18 protein-coding genes are annotated in these 15,746 nt (G+C 54.0%); 8 read left to right on the top strand and 10 right to left on the bottom strand.

All coding sequences use genetic code 11. From position 1 onward, the window contains the following. Positions 1-7 precede the first annotated feature (7 nt). Positions 8-415: a hypothetical protein gene (locus K5E19_RS15100; protein WP_221551963.1), complete on the bottom strand. Its 408-nt coding sequence runs from the start codon at positions 413-415 to the stop codon at positions 8-10. A 366-nt stretch (positions 416-781) separates the two neighbouring features. Here K5E19_RS15100 and K5E19_RS15095 point away from each other — a divergent pair, with 366 nt between their 5' ends. The 3 genes from K5E19_RS15095 to K5E19_RS15085 all read left to right on the top strand — a co-directional run bounded on the left by K5E19_RS15095 (position 782) and on the right by K5E19_RS15085 (position 3,365). Next, entirely contained in the window at positions 782-1,957 is a 1,176-nt protein-coding gene (locus K5E19_RS15095; protein ID WP_221551962.1) for an OmpP1/FadL family transporter, read from the top strand. Positions 1,958-2,020: 63 nt separating this feature from the next. After that, positions 2,021-2,650 (top strand): winged helix-turn-helix transcriptional regulator, encoded by a 630-nt coding sequence (locus tag K5E19_RS15090; protein WP_221551961.1) that lies wholly within the window; start codon positions 2,021-2,023, stop codon positions 2,648-2,650. A gap of 100 nt (positions 2,651-2,750) precedes the next feature. Further along, positions 2,751-3,365: an outer membrane beta-barrel protein gene (locus K5E19_RS15085; protein ID WP_221551960.1), complete on the top strand. Its 615-nt coding sequence runs from the start codon at positions 2,751-2,753 to the stop codon at positions 3,363-3,365. Positions 3,366-3,427: 62 nt separating this feature from the next. Here K5E19_RS15085 and K5E19_RS15080 read toward each other — a convergent pair whose 3' ends face one another. Next, positions 3,428-3,826, bottom strand: coding sequence for a hypothetical protein (locus tag K5E19_RS15080; RefSeq protein ID WP_221551959.1), 399 nt, complete (start codon positions 3,824-3,826; stop codon positions 3,428-3,430). A 171-nt stretch (positions 3,827-3,997) separates the two neighbouring features. On the opposite strand from K5E19_RS15080, the gene K5E19_RS15075 reads away from it, so the two are divergent. Beyond that, positions 3,998-5,980 carry an alkyl/aryl-sulfatase gene (locus tag K5E19_RS15075; RefSeq protein WP_221551958.1) on the top strand — a complete coding sequence of 661 codons (1,983 nt, stop codon included), beginning with the start codon at positions 3,998-4,000 and terminating at the stop codon, positions 5,978-5,980. A gap of 46 nt (positions 5,981-6,026) precedes the next feature. On the opposite strand, the gene K5E19_RS15070 is transcribed toward K5E19_RS15075, so the two are convergent. Further along, complete coding sequence (locus K5E19_RS15070) at positions 6,027-6,911, bottom strand: SDR family oxidoreductase (RefSeq protein ID WP_221551957.1); 885 nt, start codon at positions 6,909-6,911, stop codon at positions 6,027-6,029. Between the two features lie 67 nt (positions 6,912-6,978). Next, positions 6,979-7,368, bottom strand: coding sequence for a YdeI family stress tolerance OB fold protein (locus K5E19_RS15065; RefSeq protein WP_042714533.1), 390 nt, complete (start codon positions 7,366-7,368; stop codon positions 6,979-6,981). Between the two features lie 139 nt (positions 7,369-7,507). On the opposite strand from K5E19_RS15065, the gene K5E19_RS15060 reads away from it, so the two are divergent. From K5E19_RS15060 to K5E19_RS15045, 4 genes are read left to right on the top strand one after another with little or no spacing between them, the layout of a single operon-like run. Continuing rightward, positions 7,508-8,011: a hypothetical protein gene (locus K5E19_RS15060; protein ID WP_221551956.1), complete on the top strand. Its 504-nt coding sequence runs from the start codon at positions 7,508-7,510 to the stop codon at positions 8,009-8,011. 9 nt (positions 8,012-8,020) lie between these two features. After that, positions 8,021-8,467 carry a DUF421 domain-containing protein gene (locus K5E19_RS15055; RefSeq protein ID WP_221551955.1) on the top strand — a complete coding sequence of 149 codons (447 nt, stop codon included), beginning with the start codon at positions 8,021-8,023 and terminating at the stop codon, positions 8,465-8,467. An 11-nt stretch (positions 8,468-8,478) separates the two neighbouring features. Beyond that, a complete protein-coding gene (locus K5E19_RS15050; RefSeq protein ID WP_126815930.1) occupies positions 8,479-8,991 on the top strand; it encodes a 2-oxo-tetronate isomerase in 513 nt (170 codons plus the stop codon). A 13-nt stretch (positions 8,992-9,004) separates the two neighbouring features. Beyond that, positions 9,005-9,991 carry an SDR family oxidoreductase gene (locus tag K5E19_RS15045; RefSeq protein WP_221551954.1) on the top strand — a complete coding sequence of 329 codons (987 nt, stop codon included), beginning with the start codon at positions 9,005-9,007 and terminating at the stop codon, positions 9,989-9,991. Here the strand turns inward: K5E19_RS15045 and K5E19_RS15040 are convergent, their stop codons facing one another. The 6 genes from K5E19_RS15040 to K5E19_RS15015 all read right to left on the bottom strand — a co-directional run bounded on the left by K5E19_RS15040 (position 9,992) and on the right by K5E19_RS15015 (position 15,734). After that, positions 9,992-11,617, bottom strand: a complete 1,626-nt coding sequence (locus tag K5E19_RS15040) for an alpha-amylase family protein (RefSeq protein ID WP_221551953.1) — start codon at positions 11,615-11,617, stop codon at positions 9,992-9,994. It lies immediately after the preceding gene. A gap of 8 nt (positions 11,618-11,625) precedes the next feature. Further along, positions 11,626-12,636 (bottom strand): cytochrome d ubiquinol oxidase subunit II, encoded by a 1,011-nt coding sequence (cydB, locus tag K5E19_RS15035; RefSeq protein ID WP_221551952.1) that lies wholly within the window; start codon positions 12,634-12,636, stop codon positions 11,626-11,628. Continuing rightward, the gene (locus tag K5E19_RS15030) at positions 12,636-14,039 is read right to left on the bottom strand and encodes a cytochrome ubiquinol oxidase subunit I (protein ID WP_010435240.1); all 1,404 of its coding nucleotides are present in this window, start codon (positions 14,037-14,039) and stop codon (positions 12,636-12,638) included. Before K5E19_RS15030 ends, cydB begins: the two co-directional genes overlap by 1 nt. A gap of 69 nt (positions 14,040-14,108) precedes the next feature. Next, on the bottom strand, positions 14,109-14,981 hold the full coding sequence (locus tag K5E19_RS15025) for a manganese catalase family protein (protein WP_221551951.1): 873 nt from the start codon (positions 14,979-14,981) through the stop codon (positions 14,109-14,111). 17 nt (positions 14,982-14,998) lie between these two features. Then, positions 14,999-15,505, bottom strand: coding sequence for a ferritin-like domain-containing protein (locus K5E19_RS15020; RefSeq protein WP_010435238.1), 507 nt, complete (start codon positions 15,503-15,505; stop codon positions 14,999-15,001). Positions 15,506-15,530: 25 nt separating this feature from the next. Next, a complete protein-coding gene (locus K5E19_RS15015) occupies positions 15,531-15,734 on the bottom strand; it encodes a hypothetical protein (protein ID WP_221551950.1) in 204 nt (67 codons plus the stop codon). Positions 15,735-15,746: the final 12 nt, after the last annotated feature.

Raw genomic sequence — 15,746 nt, 5'->3', positions numbered from 1 at the left:
GACCGGCTTATTTCAGAAAGTTTTCTGGCAACGATTCCCCGGCACGAACTGCTCTTCTTACACTTCTCTGAGGGCTAGTGATAATTTCGTCGCCGTTGTCGAGTAAGCTACCGACAAGAATGGCGGAGTCACCAGAGGTATTACCTATTCCAGTGCTGATTTTCGCGGTGGTTCCATAAGGATAACGAGTTTTATCACCCACAATAGATACATTTAGCCGTCTTCCGTCTTCAATTTCGATCTGCTGCCCGTTGTATTCACTGATAACCGTTGCCCCGCCGCGGGTTAAGCTACCCTCTGTAGCGATCAGATTACGGGCTTCTTCGTTCATTTTCTCGAGCTGTTCGGCTGCAAATTGTGACTGGTCAAATGCTGCCAGCATTTCAGGGGTAAGATCGTTGTTGTACTGCTTCATAAGTCCCTCTACTTGTTATGGAAATAATCTTCGTGGTCATTTTACAAACACTCACAACATGCGCAATAAGTACTAGACTTAAGCGAAATTGTTTTTGGTAACAACCAGTAAGGGGGGTACTCCTCCTCGAATGTCCTGCTATATCGGTACTGTTCGGACGGTCTGATCTTCATTGTCTCTATATAATTTGCGTTGCTGTAGGCGCATATTTCGCGTTGTCTGTCTCCTGTTCTTCTGTAGGAGCTAAGGTGAATCGCCACGGATTTAACAAATACCCCAAGTTTAAAATTAAACCCACTTTCTTTTTACGTGTATTGATCCCCCTGTTATACCTGTCGGCAAATTCTTTATTCAACAGGTTCGCAGATGAAAACCCGAATACTCCTCTGCACTGGCTTATTGGCCGCCTCATGCGCCCACGCCAGTGCCCTCTATTTTTATGAAGCAGGCACCGAAGATACCGCGCTGGCTGGCGCAGGGCAGGCAGCCCGCGCGCAGGATGCCTCCACCATAATGACCAACCCGGCAGGCATGACGCGATTACCCGATCATATGATCACCGGTGGGCTACAGGTGATGGACGGCTCCATCGACTACCAGCTGAATAACGATGCGCAGAGAAGCCCCGGCGATGTGATGAAAACCGTTCCCAATGCCAGTGCCTTCTATAGCCAGAAAATGACCGACGATCTCTATGCCGGTATTGGGCTTTACGGCAATTATGGCCTGGGGATCGATTACGGTAACTGGGTGGGCGACCGGCTGATCAAAAAGAGCACCATGGTAGCCATGACGCTCAGTCCGTCCGTGGCGTACAAACTCAACGATCGCCTCTCAATCGGGGCTTCCGCCAACGTTAACTACGGTTATTTTTCATTGACCCGCAATGTGAATGATGACGACCGCCAGCAGCATGACCATGACTGGGCGATGAGCTATCGTCTGGGGCTGTTGATGCAGCTGACTGAACAGACGCGAGCCGGTATCACCTGGAACAGCAAGACGGACTATCACTACAGTATCGACGGCAAAGCACGTTTGCCGAGTGGCGCATACGATCTGCCGGTGACGGCACAGGTGAGCGCGCCGCAGCAAATTATGCTCAGCGTTGTGCACGATGTTAACCAGCAGTGGTCGGTGATGGGCGATCTCGGCTGGCAGGACTGGAGCCAGTTCGGTGCGCCGCAAATCACGGTGAGCGGGCAGACGCTTAATAACGTCAGCCGCATGAAAGATACCTGGCATGGTGCGCTCGGCGTGCAGTATCGCCCAACAGAACAGTGGCGGTTGAATGCAGGTGTTGCCTTTGACAGCACGCCTTATCACAGCCAGAGTGATGTGGCGATGACGTTACCGACCGGCGACGAATGGCGGTTCGGTACGGGGGCGCAGTATCAGATCACGCCGGCCAGCAATATTGGTGTTGCCGTAGAGTATCTTCACATGCAGTCATCGCATGTGAAATCACCGTCTGTCTTTGCGGGAAGCTATGATAGCCCCCATCTTTGGTTTGCCAGCGTAAACTATAGCTATCAGTTTTAATTCGGTAACTGCTTAAATTATATGGTCTATACTGGCAGTTACCCGATGTTATAAGGTTGTGCCATGCATATTTTACCGCCCGTTCGCCCTGAACAATCGATTGAACGACTGACCGCGATCCTTGAGCCGATAGCGGAGAAAATGAAAGTTGTGCCGCGCAAGCGCATGACGTGGAAGCATAAAGGTCGACAGCAAATGTATCTCTTTTTAGAGGGCGGATTGTCTCTGCTGCGCGCTTCCGACGGCCTGCTGCTGGTCACGGTTTACGAACCTCATCTCTTCGGGATTGCAGAAATGATCCAGCCGACGCAGGGGCATATTTTGCGGGTGGAAACCGAGTCGACAATTTTACGTGTGGATGCCGAACGTGCGGCGGAACGTTTCCGCGAGCAGGGCGTGTGGGAAGAGGTGGCTGCACTTCTCTCCTATCATACTGCCTATCTGATTTATCGTGATGCCCAGGTTCTGCAGCAACGGACTTATTCCGTTATTCGCAACCATCTTCAGGAGATGATCTTATTACCTGAGGAAGCACGAATGCGTACGACGATCCTCGAATATATTCAGGACCGCACGCTCTTGTCGCGTAGCAGTATTCTCAACGTATTATCGGCCCTTAAGCAAGGTGAATATATCTCGTTCAAAAGAGGTGGGTATCTCCTTGAAATCAAAAATTTACCGGAGTCGTTTTAATGTAAGTTTAAAATTAAATTAAAAACGAATTAACGATATTCTCGTTTTTGTTTATTGTTTGCTCACCGAAATGAATTTTGACGAAGCAAACAGGATACGTATGAAAAAGACATTGGTAGCTTTAATTCTGGTAAATGCATTTACCGCCACTACCGCTTTTGCTGCCGCAGATGCAGGCACCTGGTATAGCGGGGCGAAATTTGGCTGGTCACATTATTTTGACACCAATACCGGCTCTAAAGCACTCGAGAGTAATAACAGCTCTAACCATTTCGATATCGACCACGATAATGTTGGTGGCGGTATCTATACGGGTTACCAAATTACGCCATGGCTTGCGGTTGAAGGCGGTTATGATTATCTGGGCAATATGCAGATAAAAGGCCAGCATAGCGCGGGTGGACAAATGAAAGCCCAGGGCCTGCAGATGTCTCTGAAAGCCAGCTATGCCGTGACGAACAATTGGGATATCTATGGCCGTGCGGGTGCGATGGGCTACCGTGCTGAATCTGATGTAAGTGGTCACAATCGTTTTGAGACCGGTGTGCGCCCGCTTGCGGCAGTCGGTACGGAATACGCATTCAATAAAAACTGGGCTGGCCGCGTGGAGTACCAGTGGGTCAGCAACGTGGGCAATGCCAACCAGATTGGCGTCAGCAGCGATATTAGCTCCGTTACGGCCGGGTTGACCTACCGCTTTGGTCAACACGATTAGTCTCTGTGTTCTTCTTGACGATAAAAAAGCCCGGCTACTGTGTAGCCGGGCTTTTTTATCGTTTAACCCGTGACTAAGGGCTTAAGGACAAGATTGATATTTCTCAGGCCAGCTTCATTTTTATCTTTCAGGTATTGCTGGTTCACCATATCTAACTGTTCCAGCTTGGTGAGTGAGGCGTAAACGCGTTGTACCGGGCTGTCTTCTTTAAAAATATCTTTCTCTGAGGCATCCTGAAGATACTGTGATTTAAGGCTGTTGGTTAATAAATCAATTTTCTGTTTATTCTCCTGGTAGAGCGACGCAATATGTGACGTTTGTACAGCGGGTGGTTTCTCACCGGGTAAAATTAAAGGAACCTGCAAATGGTTAATCTGTTCGACCTTATCGGGTGGGGCAGAGCGGCAAGCGGTTAAGGTGCTCAGGCTAAATATAACGAAAAAAATCGGCGTTATCTTCATCGGTTATCCTGGAGTGAATAAATGGAGTGAACATTATCCTGACCAGCAATAACGGCGACAGATTAAATTTGTTTATTTTTAAATGTTATTTGAATGGGGAAAGAAATAATTGGCTGGTAACCTTATTTCCTAAACACATATCCGAACGTAATTATGACGTGTGGAGGATTTATGAAACTGAAAACCCTCGTTAACGCAATGACCATTGCCGGTCTGTTATCCACATCGCTGGTGGCTGCGCCTGCCATGGCGCAGTCAACGGCAAAAGAAGCTACCGCCCAAACGAAAGCAAAAAATGATGCGCTGTATGGCCAACTGCCTTTTTTTGATAAAACCGATTTCAGCAACGCCCATAAAGGCTTTATTGCTCCGCTGCCACAGGATGTCATTAAGGGTGAGAAGGGCAATATTATCTGGAACCCGCAGCAATACGCTTTTATCAAAGAAGGGCAAAAAGCGCCGGATACGGTTAACCCAAGTCTGTGGCGTCAGGCGCAGCTGATTAACATCAGCGGCCTGTTCGAAGTGACGGACGGTGTTTACCAGATCCGTAACCTCGACCTGTCAAACATGACCATCATGGAAGGCAAAGAGGGGATCACGGTTATCGATCCGCTGGTCTCTGCCGAAACCGCCAAAGTGGGGATGGATCTCTATTATAAAAACCGCGGTAAACGTCCGGTGGTGGCGGTGATTTATACCCATAGCCACGTTGACCACTATGGCGGCGTGCGCGGCGTGGTCGACGAAGCCGATGTAAAATCGGGAAAAGTGAAAGTCTATGCCCCGGCGGGCTTTATGAAAGAAGCGGTCTCCGAGAACATCATGGCAGGGAATGCAATGAGCCGCCGCGCCAGCTATATGTACGGCAACCTGCTGAAGCCGGACGCAAAAGGCCAGGTTGGCGCGGGTCTTGGGACGACCACGTCTGCCGGGACGGTGACGCTGATCGAGCCGACTCATTACATCACCGAAGATGGTCAGAAAGAGGTTATCGACGGTCTGACGTATGACTTTATGATGGCACCGGGGTCAGAAGCGCCGTCTGAAATGCTGTGGTACGTTGAAGAGAAGAAGATGATTGAAGCGGCGGAAGATGTGACCCACACGCTGCATAACACTTACTCCTTACGCGGGGCGAAGATCCGCGACCCGCTGGCCTGGTCGAAATACATTAACAGCGCCATTGAGCGTTGGGGCGATAAGGCTGAAATCATCATGGCGCAGCACCACTGGCCGACGTGGGGCAACGACAACGTGGTGAAGCTGATGAAAAGCCAGCGCGATATGTACCGTTATATTAATGACCAGACGCTGCGGCTGGCGAACAAAGGGCTGACGCGTGATGAAATCGCGGCCAGCTTTGCGCTGCCGGACGGATTAGCCAAATCCTGGTCGGGCCGCGGCTACTACGGCTCGGTAAGCCATGACGTGAAAGCGACCTATGTGTTTTACCTTGGCTGGTTCAACGGGAATCCGGCAACGCTCGACGAACTCCCGCCCGCCGAGGCCGCGAAGAAATATGTTCACTATATGGGCGGCGCCAGCGCCATCCTCGAAAAAGCCAAAGCCGACTATGCGCAGGGTAACTACCGCTGGGTCGCGCAGGTTGTAAGTCAGGTTGTGTTTGCCGATCCCACAAACAAAGCGGCGCGTAATCTGGAAGCTGACGCGCTCGAACAGCTGGGCTATCAGGCGGAGTCGGGCCCGTGGCGTAACTTCTATCTGACCGGCGCGCAGGAGCTTCGTAACGGCGTTCAGAAGCTGCCGACGCCGAATACCGCCAGCCCGGATACGGTTCGCGCCATGTCCCCGGAGATGTTCTTTGATTTCCTCGGGGTGCACATCAACGGCATGAGAGCGGCGAACGCAAAAGGGGTGTTCAACGTTGACCTGGGTAAAGATGGCGGTCATTACAAGCTGGAGCTTGAGAACGGCGTGCTGAATCACAGCGCGAATGCGGTCGCAAAAGAGGCGGATGCCTCAATCACGCTCAGCCGCGATACGCTGAACAAAATCATCCTCAAGGAGACCACGCTTAAACAGGCGCAGGAGAAGGGGGATGTAACGGTGACGGGCAATCAGGCGAAGCTTGATGAACTGCTGAGCTATATGGATAGCTTTGATTTCTGGTTCAACATCGTCACCCCGTAGACGAAGAAAGATGAAGAAAAGGCTGCTTACGCAGCCTTTTTTATTTTTAGATAGTCCCATCGCCCCCGTCCGAGCACCACACTTGCCCGGAGGTAAACGAACATTCGTCAGAGGCTAACGTCACGTACAGCGGCGCGATTTCAACGGGCTGGCCCGGACGTCCCAGCGGGGAGCTCTCACCAAAGTGTTTTACTTTCTCCATCGGCTGCCCGCCGCTGGACTGAAGGACCGTCCAGTAAGGCCCCGGCGCAACGGCGTTGACGCGGATCCCTTTAGGTCCCAGCTGTTTCGCTAAGGCCTTGGTAAACACCGCCAGACAGGCTTTCGTCTGCGCGTAATCGAGCAGCACGGCGCTCGGCTGTACCGCCTGCACGGAGGAGGTATTGATGATCGACGCAGGTGCTTTCAGGTGACGCAGTGCCGCTTTGGTGATCCAGAAGGGCGCGTAGACGTTGGTTTTGAAGGTGGCGTCAAAATCTTCGGTGGTGAGTTCTTCCAGCGTTTCGCGATACTGCTGGCGACCGGCGTTATTGACCAGAATATCCAGCCCGCCAAGTTTAGCTACGGCCTCTTCCACCAGGTTCTGGCAAAAGGTCTCGTCACGCACGTCGCCGGGAAGCGCGACGGCTTTCCGCCCTTCGGCTTCGATCAGCGCAATCACCTCAGCGGCGTCCTGCTCCTCTTCGGGCAGATAGTTAATAGCGACATCGGCGCCTTCGCGGGCATAGGCAATCGCCACGGCGCGGCCAATACCTGAATCACCGCCGGTGATCAGCGCCTTCTTCCCGGCCAGTCGGCCATGCCCTTTATAGCTCTTTTCCCCGTGATCGGGTACGGGCTGCATCTCGGACGCCAGACCCGGCGGCGTTTGCGGCTGCTCCGGGAACGGCGGTTTTGGGTAAGCGTTGGTACGTTGTGTGGTATCACTCATTGCTGACTCCTTACAGGCCAAGGGGTGAGATTTGATGGATAGTGACAGCGTTAACGCTTCGCTGAATTTATTTCTGCAGATGATCGACGCGCACCACCGGAGGTGATGATTTCTTATCCAGTGAGCCGTTAATACTGATCATCTGATCGGGTTTGACGGTTCTGTCGTCAAATACCGCTTTAGGGATGATGACGTCTATTTTTCCTGTTTTATCCTGGAAAACATATTTGTCGCCGCTTCCGTCGATCAGGTTTCCACGCAGCGAGATGGTTGCGCCGTCATGCATTCCTTTTGCCTGATTAATGGTCATAATCCGCGCGTCATCCGTGCCCCGATAACCGTCGTCCAGCGCATGAGGCGGAGGGGGCGCTTCGCCTTTTTGTAACCCGCCGTTATTATCTGCCCAGGCAGCGGGAACCAGTAATATTAATAAGGCTGAAATGACTGATAATTTCATCCGATATCCTTCATTTTGGCTGTCTTGACTTATTAAGTATTGTTGCTATTCCTTTATGTGGCAAATGTGATAAGTCCTAAAAGCATTTGCTTATAGAAATCATAAATTTCGATAAATAAGCGGAGCGGTGAGGGCGACGATGAATCGTAAAAATGAAAAGCTGCCCGGGATAAATGAAAGTTATCGTTTGCTGAGGTTCGAGTATGCATTTCGGCAGCTGGGTTTTATCCTGCTGCTGGCTATTATTATCGCGGCGATTGCCGGTCTGTTTTCGAGCGGAGCGGTCAGTGATACTGAGAAAATCAATTCGGCAAAAACGCTCACCCTCAACTACGAGCGTTTTGGACGCCGGGAAACAGAGTTTCCGCTACAGATCACCTTCCCGGTAAAAACCCAGGGGGAATACGTTATCAGCATGGCGAGCGAGAGCGATGATGTCTATGAACCGGGCAGCATCTGGCCACAGCCTGACAGCATGTACAGTCGGGGAGACACGCTGTTTTTTGTCTATAACCGCCTAACCCATAATGAAAAATTTACCATCAGGCTATTTCTGACGCCGTCGAAAGCGGGGAAGTGGGCAAATGTCATTCGTGTAAACAACGAGCCAGAAATTCGCTTCTGGCAGTTCATTTACCCTTAGGAGGCGAATATGGATATGGTCTTTCGAGCCCTGGCCATTTATCTTTTCCTGGTCGTGGTATTCAAAGTGGCTGGGCGGCGCGCGCTTCTGCAAATGACCAGCTTCGACCTGATCCTGCTGCTCATAATCAGTGAAGCGACGCAGCAGGCGCTGTTGGGACAAGATTTTTCGGTAACCGGTGCGATGATTACCATCACCACGCTGGTGGTGGTAGATATTATATTTGGCTTAATGAAAAAGTATTTTTCTCCCGTTGAAAATATTCTGGATGGCACGCCGGTTATATTGGTGGAGAACGGTATTCCACTAATGGATAAGCTTAAAAAAGTGGATGTTTCTTGCGATGATATTCTGGTTTCAGCGCGTCAAAATAACGGCGTGACGGATTTAAAGGAAATTAAATACGCTATTCTGGAAAGGAATGGTCATATTTCAATCATTCCTTTTGAAAATTAAGAGGCACCGGTATGCATAATCTGGAGCATGACAAAAATGAAACCGTTGGGGAGTTAACGAAAAAGCTAGCGACTAAACTCACGGATTTAGGGCTGCGTTTGACCACGGCGGAATCCTGCACGGGCGGCAATCTGGCGGTTGCGCTCTGCGCCGAGGAGAACACGGCGGAATTCTATGATGTCGGGATGGTGGTGTTCAGCGATGAGGCGAAAGAGAGGATCCTGGGCGTTCGTCATGAAACCCTCGCGCGCTTCACCGCCGTCAGTGAACAAACGGTCACCGAAATGGCAGCGAAAATTCGCGACATTGCGCAGGCCGATATCAGTATCGCCATCAGCGGCTATGCGGGGCCAGAAGGCGGGGATGACGGTACGGCCGCCGGAACCGTCTGCTTCGCCTGGAATTTAGGCGAGCGTACGGAAACGAGCACCGTGCACTTTTCCGGTGAATGCCAGGATGTGGTGGAAAAAGCGGTCCGTTATGCCTTATCTGAACTGATCGAGAAACTATCTGGCTTGAAATAATAGCGGAGGTTGTATGGCTGTAGTTGTCATTACCGGCGGTACGGCAGGGGTGGGGAAAGCGACGGCGCTGCACTTTGCAAAAGCGGGTTACGATGTGGGTATTATTGCCCGCGAGGAAGAGAGCCTGCACTCCACGCAAGAGGAGCTGCGTCGCTTTGGCGTCAATGCGTATGCCGTGCAGGCCGACGTGGCTGACAGTCAGGCCGTGGTCGATGCCGCCAACGACATTGAGTATCGCCTCGGTGCCATTGACGTATGGGTCAATAACGCGATGGGGGCCGTGCTGGCTCCGTTTCGCACGATGACGCCCGACGAATTTCGTCGCGTCACGGAGGTCACCTATCTGGGTTACGTGAACGGCACCCGCGCCGCGCTGGAACTGATGGTGCCTCGCGATCGCGGGGTGATTATTCAGGTCGGCTCCGCGTTGGCCTACCGCTCCATCCCTTTGCAGTCGGCCTACTGCGGCGCAAAAGCCGCAATCCGCGGATTCACCGACGCGGTGCGTACCGAACTGATGCACGAAAACAGCCGGGTTCACCTGTCGATGGTGCAGATGCCGGGTCTCAATACGCCGCAGTTTGACTGGGCAAGAAACAAATTTGCCTGGGCGATGCGCCCCGTTCCGCCCGTCTTCCAGCCCGAAGTGGCGGCCAGCGCCATTTTTAAGGTTGCGCAGAAACCGGTGCGTGAACTCTGGGTGGGCAGCAGTACCGTTCAGTCGATTGTCGGGCAGTTTCTCTTCCCCGGTTTTCTTGACAGGCTGATAGTCAAAAAAGCCTGGGAAGGGCAGATGACCGATAAACTGAACGCCGAAGACCGCCGGGACTATCTGGATCAGCCGGTCAACGATCTGCACAAAATCCATGGACGTTTTTCTGCCGAAGCGAAGGATCGCGCCACGACCGTCTCCTCCGGCATGCCGGGGAAAGTGTTGCTCGGTTCGCTTGCGGTCGCGGGGCTGGTCATGGCTCGCCTGCTGACGACCCGGAAAAAATAGTCAGCGCAGCGCGGTGCGGTTGGTCCAGAACCAGCGGTAGCCGTACCCGCCGATGCTCAGCTCAACTGTTTTACCGGGCACGAGCGCATCCTCGTACCGTTTGTCTGCCAGACAGGCGGTCCAGGTGGCGTGCCGGATCCCCTTCGCGGTGAACTGAACCGCCTCGTCGCTGAAGTTCACGAAGGTCAGAATGCTGCGCTCGTCGGTTTCATAATAGAGCCCCAGGACTGCATCGTTGTCGATGTTGATGAGTCGAAACGGTGCCATGCCAATTTCCGGGAACTCTGAACGCGTATTGGCAATATCAATGATGCGATGCAGAAGCGAGTTGCGGTGTAGAAGGGAATCCGCCACGTTGATTTTTTGATAGCGAAAAGGACCGCGATCGATAATAGGGGCGATAAAGGTGTCGGGGTCGGCATCCGAAAAGCCGCCGCCCTGCGAGCCCGCCCACTGCATGGGGGTGCGGACGGCGTAGCGCTCTTCCAGCTCCAGATCGTCACCCATGCCGATTTCATCCCCGTAGCGCATCACCGGTACGCCCGGCAGCGAGAACAGTACCGCGTGACAGAACGCCAGCCGTTTTTGATCGCCATTCACCATCGGCGCCAGACGGCGGCGAATACCGCGCTGGTACACGTTCATGTTGTCATCCGGGGCAAAGGTATCGAGAACGGTCTGCTTCTCCTTTTTGCCGATCCCCTCCAGATCCAGCTCGTCATGATTGCGCAGCCAGTTGGCGAAACAGCAGGAATCCGGCGGCACGATCATTTTCTTCACCGCCTTGCACAGCGGGTGGGCGCTTTTCTCGGCCAGGCTGACGTAAAAATACTTGTTGAGCCAGAAGTTCAGCACCAGATTCAGGCGATCGTTATCACCAAAGTAGTCTTTATATTCCTCGACCTCGACGTCCACTTCCCCGAGCAGGATCGCATCCGGGTTGTGTTGCTCAATCAACTGACGCATATGTTCGAGGATCCACAACCCCTTTTTCTCATCCCCTCGCCCCGCCTGCTTTGTCAGATGAGACGCCGCATCCAGGCGAAAGCCCGATACGCCAAGCTTGAGCCAGAAGAGGATGATGTTGTCGATCTCTTTGAGTACGGCAGGCGAGGCCAGATTCAGGTCCGGCTCATGGCGATAGAACATATGCCGGTAGTATTGTCCGGCTTCCTCGTCCCATGACCAGATGCTTTTCTCCACGCCGGGAAACATGGGCGGCGTGTCGTCATCGTCGTTATCGGACCACAGGTAATAGTCGCGAAAAGGGGAGTGCGGGTTGCGGCGGGCCTCCTGAAACCAGGGATGCGCGTCCGAGGTATGCTGGATCAGCAGCTCGATAATCACCTGCATACCCAGCTCGCGCGCCTGCTCGATAAAGGCGATGATATCCTTCAGTTTGCCAAAGCGCGGGTCGACCTGCAGGTGATCGCTGACGTCGTAGCCCTCATCGAGAAACGGCGTCAGATAAAACGGGGTGATCCAGATAACCGTTGCCCCCATCCGGCGGATGTAGCGCAGCTTGGCCCCAATTCCGGCGATGTCCCCGCAGCCATCGCCGTTGAGATCGTAAAACAGGGCGGTATCAATCTGATAAATAATCGCTCGTGTATGCCAGCCAGCCATAACGTCCCTCAGTGATAGCCTTCCGTATCAGACACTTTGCCCCGGAAGACGTAGTAGCTCCAGGCGGTGTACACCAGAATCACCGGAATAATCAGCAGCGTTCCGACCAGCATAAACAGCTGGCTGGCAGGCGGCGCGGCGGCCTCCCACAGGGTAATACGCGGCGGAATGATATGCGGCCACAGGCTGATGCCCAGCCCGCTAAACCCGAGGAAGATGAGTCCCAGGGTGAGCAGGAACGGGCGGGCGTGGCTGTCTGGATTACGGGTCAGCCGCCAGATCCACAGGCTAAACGCCGCCACCAGAAGGGGAACCGGCAGGAACCAGAAGAAGTTCGGCAGGGTGAACCAGCGGTCGGCCACATACTGCCAGCCAAGGGGCGTCCAGATGCTGACCACCGCGATAACCCCAACCAGCGCCAGCAGCACGCGGCGGGTCAGTTCGCGCATGCGGTTTTGCAGCGCGCCTTCGCTTTTCATGATGAGCCAGGTCGTCGCCAGCAGGGTATAGGCGACGATCAGCCCCAGCCCGCAGAACAGGTTAAACGGCGTCAGCCAGTCCAGCGATGAGCCCACGAAGCGGCGGCCTTCCACGTCGAAGCCGTTGATCATTGCGCCCACGACGATACCCTGGCTGAAGGTGGCGAGCAGCGATCCGCCTGCAAAGGAGTAGTCCCAGAATTTGCGGTGCGACGGCGTCGCCTTGAAGCGAAATTCGAATGCCACGCCGCGAAAGATGAGGCCAATCAGCATGGCGGTAAGCGGAATGGTCAGCGCATCAACGATCACCGCATAGGCCAGCGGAAACGCGCCAAAAAGCCCCGCACCGCCCAGCACCAGCCAGGTTTCATTTCCGTCCCAGACCGGGGCCACGCTGTTTACCATCACGTCGCGCTCTTTCGCATCACCCACAAAGGTGAAGAGCATCCCAATCCCGAGATCGAAGCCGTCCATGATGATGTACATCAGCGTGGCGAAGACGATGATCGCAAACCAGATAATTGAGATATCAACGCCCATCAGCTTCTCTCCTCTTCGGGAACCGATTCAGCGGCAGACAGCGGACGGGCAGGGGTGCCCGAGGTGTTAGAGGTCAGCGTGCCAACAGGCTGCGGCCCTTTCTTAATTAGCCGAACGAGATAGACATAGCCCACGCCAAATACCGAACAGTAGACCACGATAAACGCCAGCAGGCTGATGCTCATCTGCAGCGTGCTGTGCAGCGATACCGCGTCGATGGTGCGGAGGTAGCCGTAGACCACCCACGGCTGACGGCCCACTTCGGTGGTCACCCAGCCGGCCAACAGTGCGAGCAGCCCGGCAGGTCCCATGCAGAGGGCAAACCAGTGGAACGGACGCGAGTGGTACAGCCGGTGCCGATAGCGCAGCCACACGCTGAGCGCGCCAAGCGCAATCATCAGCAGCCCCATCCCGACCATGACGCGGAACGACCAGAAGACAATCAGGGAGTTCGGGCGATCCTCTTTCGGGAAGTCCTTCAGGGCGGGAACCTGTTTATCGAGGCTGTGCGTCAGGATCAGGCTGCCGAGCGCGGGGATCTCCAGCCCGTATTTGGTGCGCTCCTCGTCCATATCCGGCACGCCAAACAGCAGCAGCGGCGTCGCTTCGCCCGGCGGGTTCTCCCAGTGGCCTTCGATGGCGGCAATTTTGGCGGGCTGGTGCTCCAGCGTGTTCAGGCCGTGCATGTCGCCGACCACCGCCTGGATGGGGGCGACCAGCAGCGCCATCCACATCGCCATCGAGAACATTTTGCGCACGGCGGGCGTGTCGTTGCCGCGCAGCAGATGCCACGCGCCGGACGCGCCCACAAACAGCGCGCTGCTCAGGAAGGCGGCGATAGACATGTGGATCAGCCGATAGGGGAAGGAGGGGTTAAAGATGATTGCCAGCCAGTCCTCGGGGATCACCTGGCCGTTCTGTATGCTGAAGCCCTGCGGGGTGTGCATCCAGCTGTTGGAAGCGAGGATCCAGAAGGTGGACATTAACGTACCCAGCGCCACCATGCAGGTCGCGAAGAAGTGCAGGCCAGGGCCGACCTTGTTCCAGCCGAACAGCATCACGCCCAAAAAACCAGCTTCGAGGAAGAAGGCGGTGAGCACCTCATAGGTGAGTAGCGGGCCGGTAATACTGCCTGCAAACTGCGAGAACCCGCTCCAGTTGGTTCCGAACTGGTAAGCCATCACCAGCCCGGACACCACGCCCATGCCAAAGTTGACGGCAAAAATCTTCAGCCAGAAATGGTACAGCGAGCGCCAGACGTCGTTTTTGGTGCGCAGCCACATGCCTTCGAGCACCACCAGATAGCTGGCAAGCCCGATGGTGATGGCAGGAAAAAGGATGTGAAACGAGACGGTAAAGGCGAACTGTATTCTGGCCAGATGAAATGCATCGAGTTCGAACATGGGCCGTACCTCTGGAAAGGAGGGCTAACGAGAATTGCCAGGCAGCGTCAGGCTACCTGGCAAAACCGATTACGGTTTTTTCTTCCCTGCGCCAAGCTCGGCGCCGGTTAGCGGATCGGCGTTCGGATCGGACTTCGTGCGTGCAGACATCGCTTTAACCAGCGTAGCCTGCTCTTTCGTCAGCGTTACGCTTGCACTGCCGTCTCCTCCGTCAACCGCTGGCTGGGGAGATTCGACGTAGTCGAAATGCTTATCGCTGTTCCAGCTTCCGCGAACTTCTCCACCTTCAGACATATTGTAGTACTTGTTGGTGTACTCCTCGATTGGCGGCAGTTTTCCGGGTGGAAAATTATTGCGGATGGACTGCAGCGCCTTCTCAAACGAGAGCTGATGCGCCGCCTCACGCGTCATCAGAAACGCCAGCGCATCCTTAACCCCCGGATCGTCCGTCACGTTGATCAGCCGTTCATAAATGATCTTGGCTCTGGCTTCCGCCGCCACGTTAGAGCGCAGGTCGGCGGTCGGTTCGCCAATGGTGTCGATGTAGGCTGCGGTCCACGGCACGCCCGCCGAATTGGTCAGCGGCGTGCCGCCCCCGTAAAGCAGCGACGTAATGTGGCTGTCGTTGCCGTTTTCGGTCATTGACCGATACAGTTCCGCTTCGCTTTCAACGCCTTCCGCCAGCTCGCCTTTGGCCCCTTTGTTAAGCATACCGACCAGAGTGCCGATAATTTCGAGGTGGCTTAACTCTTCAGTGGCGATATCCATCAGCATATCTTTGCGGCCAGGATCGTCATCGCTCAAACCCTGAGTGAAGTAGCGGCAGGCGGCGGCAAGCTCGCCCTGCGGCCCGCCGAACTGCTCCAGCAAAAGATTGGCCAGGCCCGGATTGGGTTCGGCAACGCGAACCGTATACTGCAGCTGTTTTACGTGTCGGAACATAGACTCTCCCTCTCCAGTTATTTTTTCGCTTCAACGCCGTCCGCGTCAGAGCGCAGCAGGAACTGTTCCGTCGTTTGCGGAATATGGCGAATCAGCCAGTCGGCCATTTCGCGCTCTTCCGCCAGGATGGTCTCAATGGCGGGTATCGAGGCGGTATCACCCGCTTTTTTGGCGGCCGCCAGCAGGGAGGTGTAGCAGGCAATTTCGAACTGCTCGAAAACATAGCCGCTGATAGATCCTTTTACGATCTCATCGGAAGGGAACATGCCGCCAATGGACTGTCCAAGGGCTGCCATTTTACTCATTGAATCTTTTAAAACCGAACGTGAAATATCATTGCGGTCGAGTATTTCTTCCAGCAATGTGATTTGGCGTTTTGTCTCATTAATATGTTGTTCAATACGAGCACGTAAATCGGGATAATTTTCAATACGGCTGGCCATGGATTCCAGCATAGATTCGGCTTGCTTTTCCATCGCATGGGCATCGCGTAGCCAGTCATGGTAGTGTTCTACGTGATTCATCATTATTTCCTCTGCATTGGCGTGGTTATTTGGTCTCACTTTCAGCAGCCTGGTCGGCACGCGCGGCAGTATAGCCAGATAAGTGGCCGACTATATTTGCGTAAATACTGATGACAATGACCCAGAGCACGCTATTCTTCCACCAGATAATGGAGGGTATGGCGAGAATGAGCCATATTATAGCTGCCGCTAAATGGCACCGTTTAATTGTCCTGGGACTGATGCTCATTTTATTTAACCT

It is taken from the genome of Enterobacter sp. RIT637 (genome assembly GCF_019718755.1).
Classification (GTDB): domain Bacteria; phylum Pseudomonadota; class Gammaproteobacteria; order Enterobacterales; family Enterobacteriaceae; genus Enterobacter.
Note: the sequence above shows the minus strand (reverse complement) of the source record. Positions and strands in the feature narration are given on the sequence as shown.

What these genes read in the sequence shown, in the direction of transcription:
- K5E19_RS15070 (WP_221551957.1), bottom strand. Translation starts at nt 6,911, where the DNA reads ATGAGTGATACCACACAACGTACCAACGCTTACCCAAAACCGCCGTTC.
- K5E19_RS15020 (WP_010435238.1), bottom strand. Translation starts at nt 15,505, where the DNA reads ATGAATCACGTAGAACACTACCATGACTGGCTACGCGATGCCCATGCG.
- K5E19_RS15075 (WP_221551958.1), top strand. Translation starts at nt 3,998, where the DNA reads ATGAAACTGAAAACCCTCGTTAACGCAATGACCATTGCCGGTCTGTTA.
- K5E19_RS15050 (WP_126815930.1), top strand. Translation starts at nt 8,479, where the DNA reads ATGCATAATCTGGAGCATGACAAAAATGAAACCGTTGGGGAGTTAACG.
- K5E19_RS15085 (WP_221551960.1), top strand. Translation starts at nt 2,751, where the DNA reads ATGAAAAAGACATTGGTAGCTTTAATTCTGGTAAATGCATTTACCGCC.
- K5E19_RS15090 (WP_221551961.1), top strand. Translation starts at nt 2,021, where the DNA reads ATGCATATTTTACCGCCCGTTCGCCCTGAACAATCGATTGAACGACTG.
- K5E19_RS15055 (WP_221551955.1), top strand. Translation starts at nt 8,021, where the DNA reads ATGGATATGGTCTTTCGAGCCCTGGCCATTTATCTTTTCCTGGTCGTG.
- K5E19_RS15030 (WP_010435240.1), bottom strand. Translation starts at nt 14,039, where the DNA reads ATGTTCGAACTCGATGCATTTCATCTGGCCAGAATACAGTTCGCCTTT.
- K5E19_RS15060 (WP_221551956.1), top strand. Translation starts at nt 7,508, where the DNA reads ATGAATCGTAAAAATGAAAAGCTGCCCGGGATAAATGAAAGTTATCGT.
- K5E19_RS15025 (WP_221551951.1), bottom strand. Translation starts at nt 14,981, where the DNA reads ATGTTCCGACACGTAAAACAGCTGCAGTATACGGTTCGCGTTGCCGAA.
- K5E19_RS15080 (WP_221551959.1), bottom strand. Translation starts at nt 3,826, where the DNA reads ATGAAGATAACGCCGATTTTTTTCGTTATATTTAGCCTGAGCACCTTA.
- K5E19_RS15095 (WP_221551962.1), top strand. Translation starts at nt 782, where the DNA reads ATGAAAACCCGAATACTCCTCTGCACTGGCTTATTGGCCGCCTCATGC.
- K5E19_RS15015 (WP_221551950.1), bottom strand. Translation starts at nt 15,734, where the DNA reads ATGAGCATCAGTCCCAGGACAATTAAACGGTGCCATTTAGCGGCAGCT.
- K5E19_RS15045 (WP_221551954.1), top strand. Translation starts at nt 9,005, where the DNA reads ATGGCTGTAGTTGTCATTACCGGCGGTACGGCAGGGGTGGGGAAAGCG.
- K5E19_RS15040 (WP_221551953.1), bottom strand. Translation starts at nt 11,617, where the DNA reads ATGGCTGGCTGGCATACACGAGCGATTATTTATCAGATTGATACCGCC.
- cydB (WP_221551952.1), bottom strand. Translation starts at nt 12,636, where the DNA reads ATGGGCGTTGATATCTCAATTATCTGGTTTGCGATCATCGTCTTCGCC.
- K5E19_RS15100 (WP_221551963.1), bottom strand. Translation starts at nt 415, where the DNA reads ATGAAGCAGTACAACAACGATCTTACCCCTGAAATGCTGGCAGCATTT.
- K5E19_RS15065 (WP_042714533.1), bottom strand. Translation starts at nt 7,368, where the DNA reads ATGAAATTATCAGTCATTTCAGCCTTATTAATATTACTGGTTCCCGCT.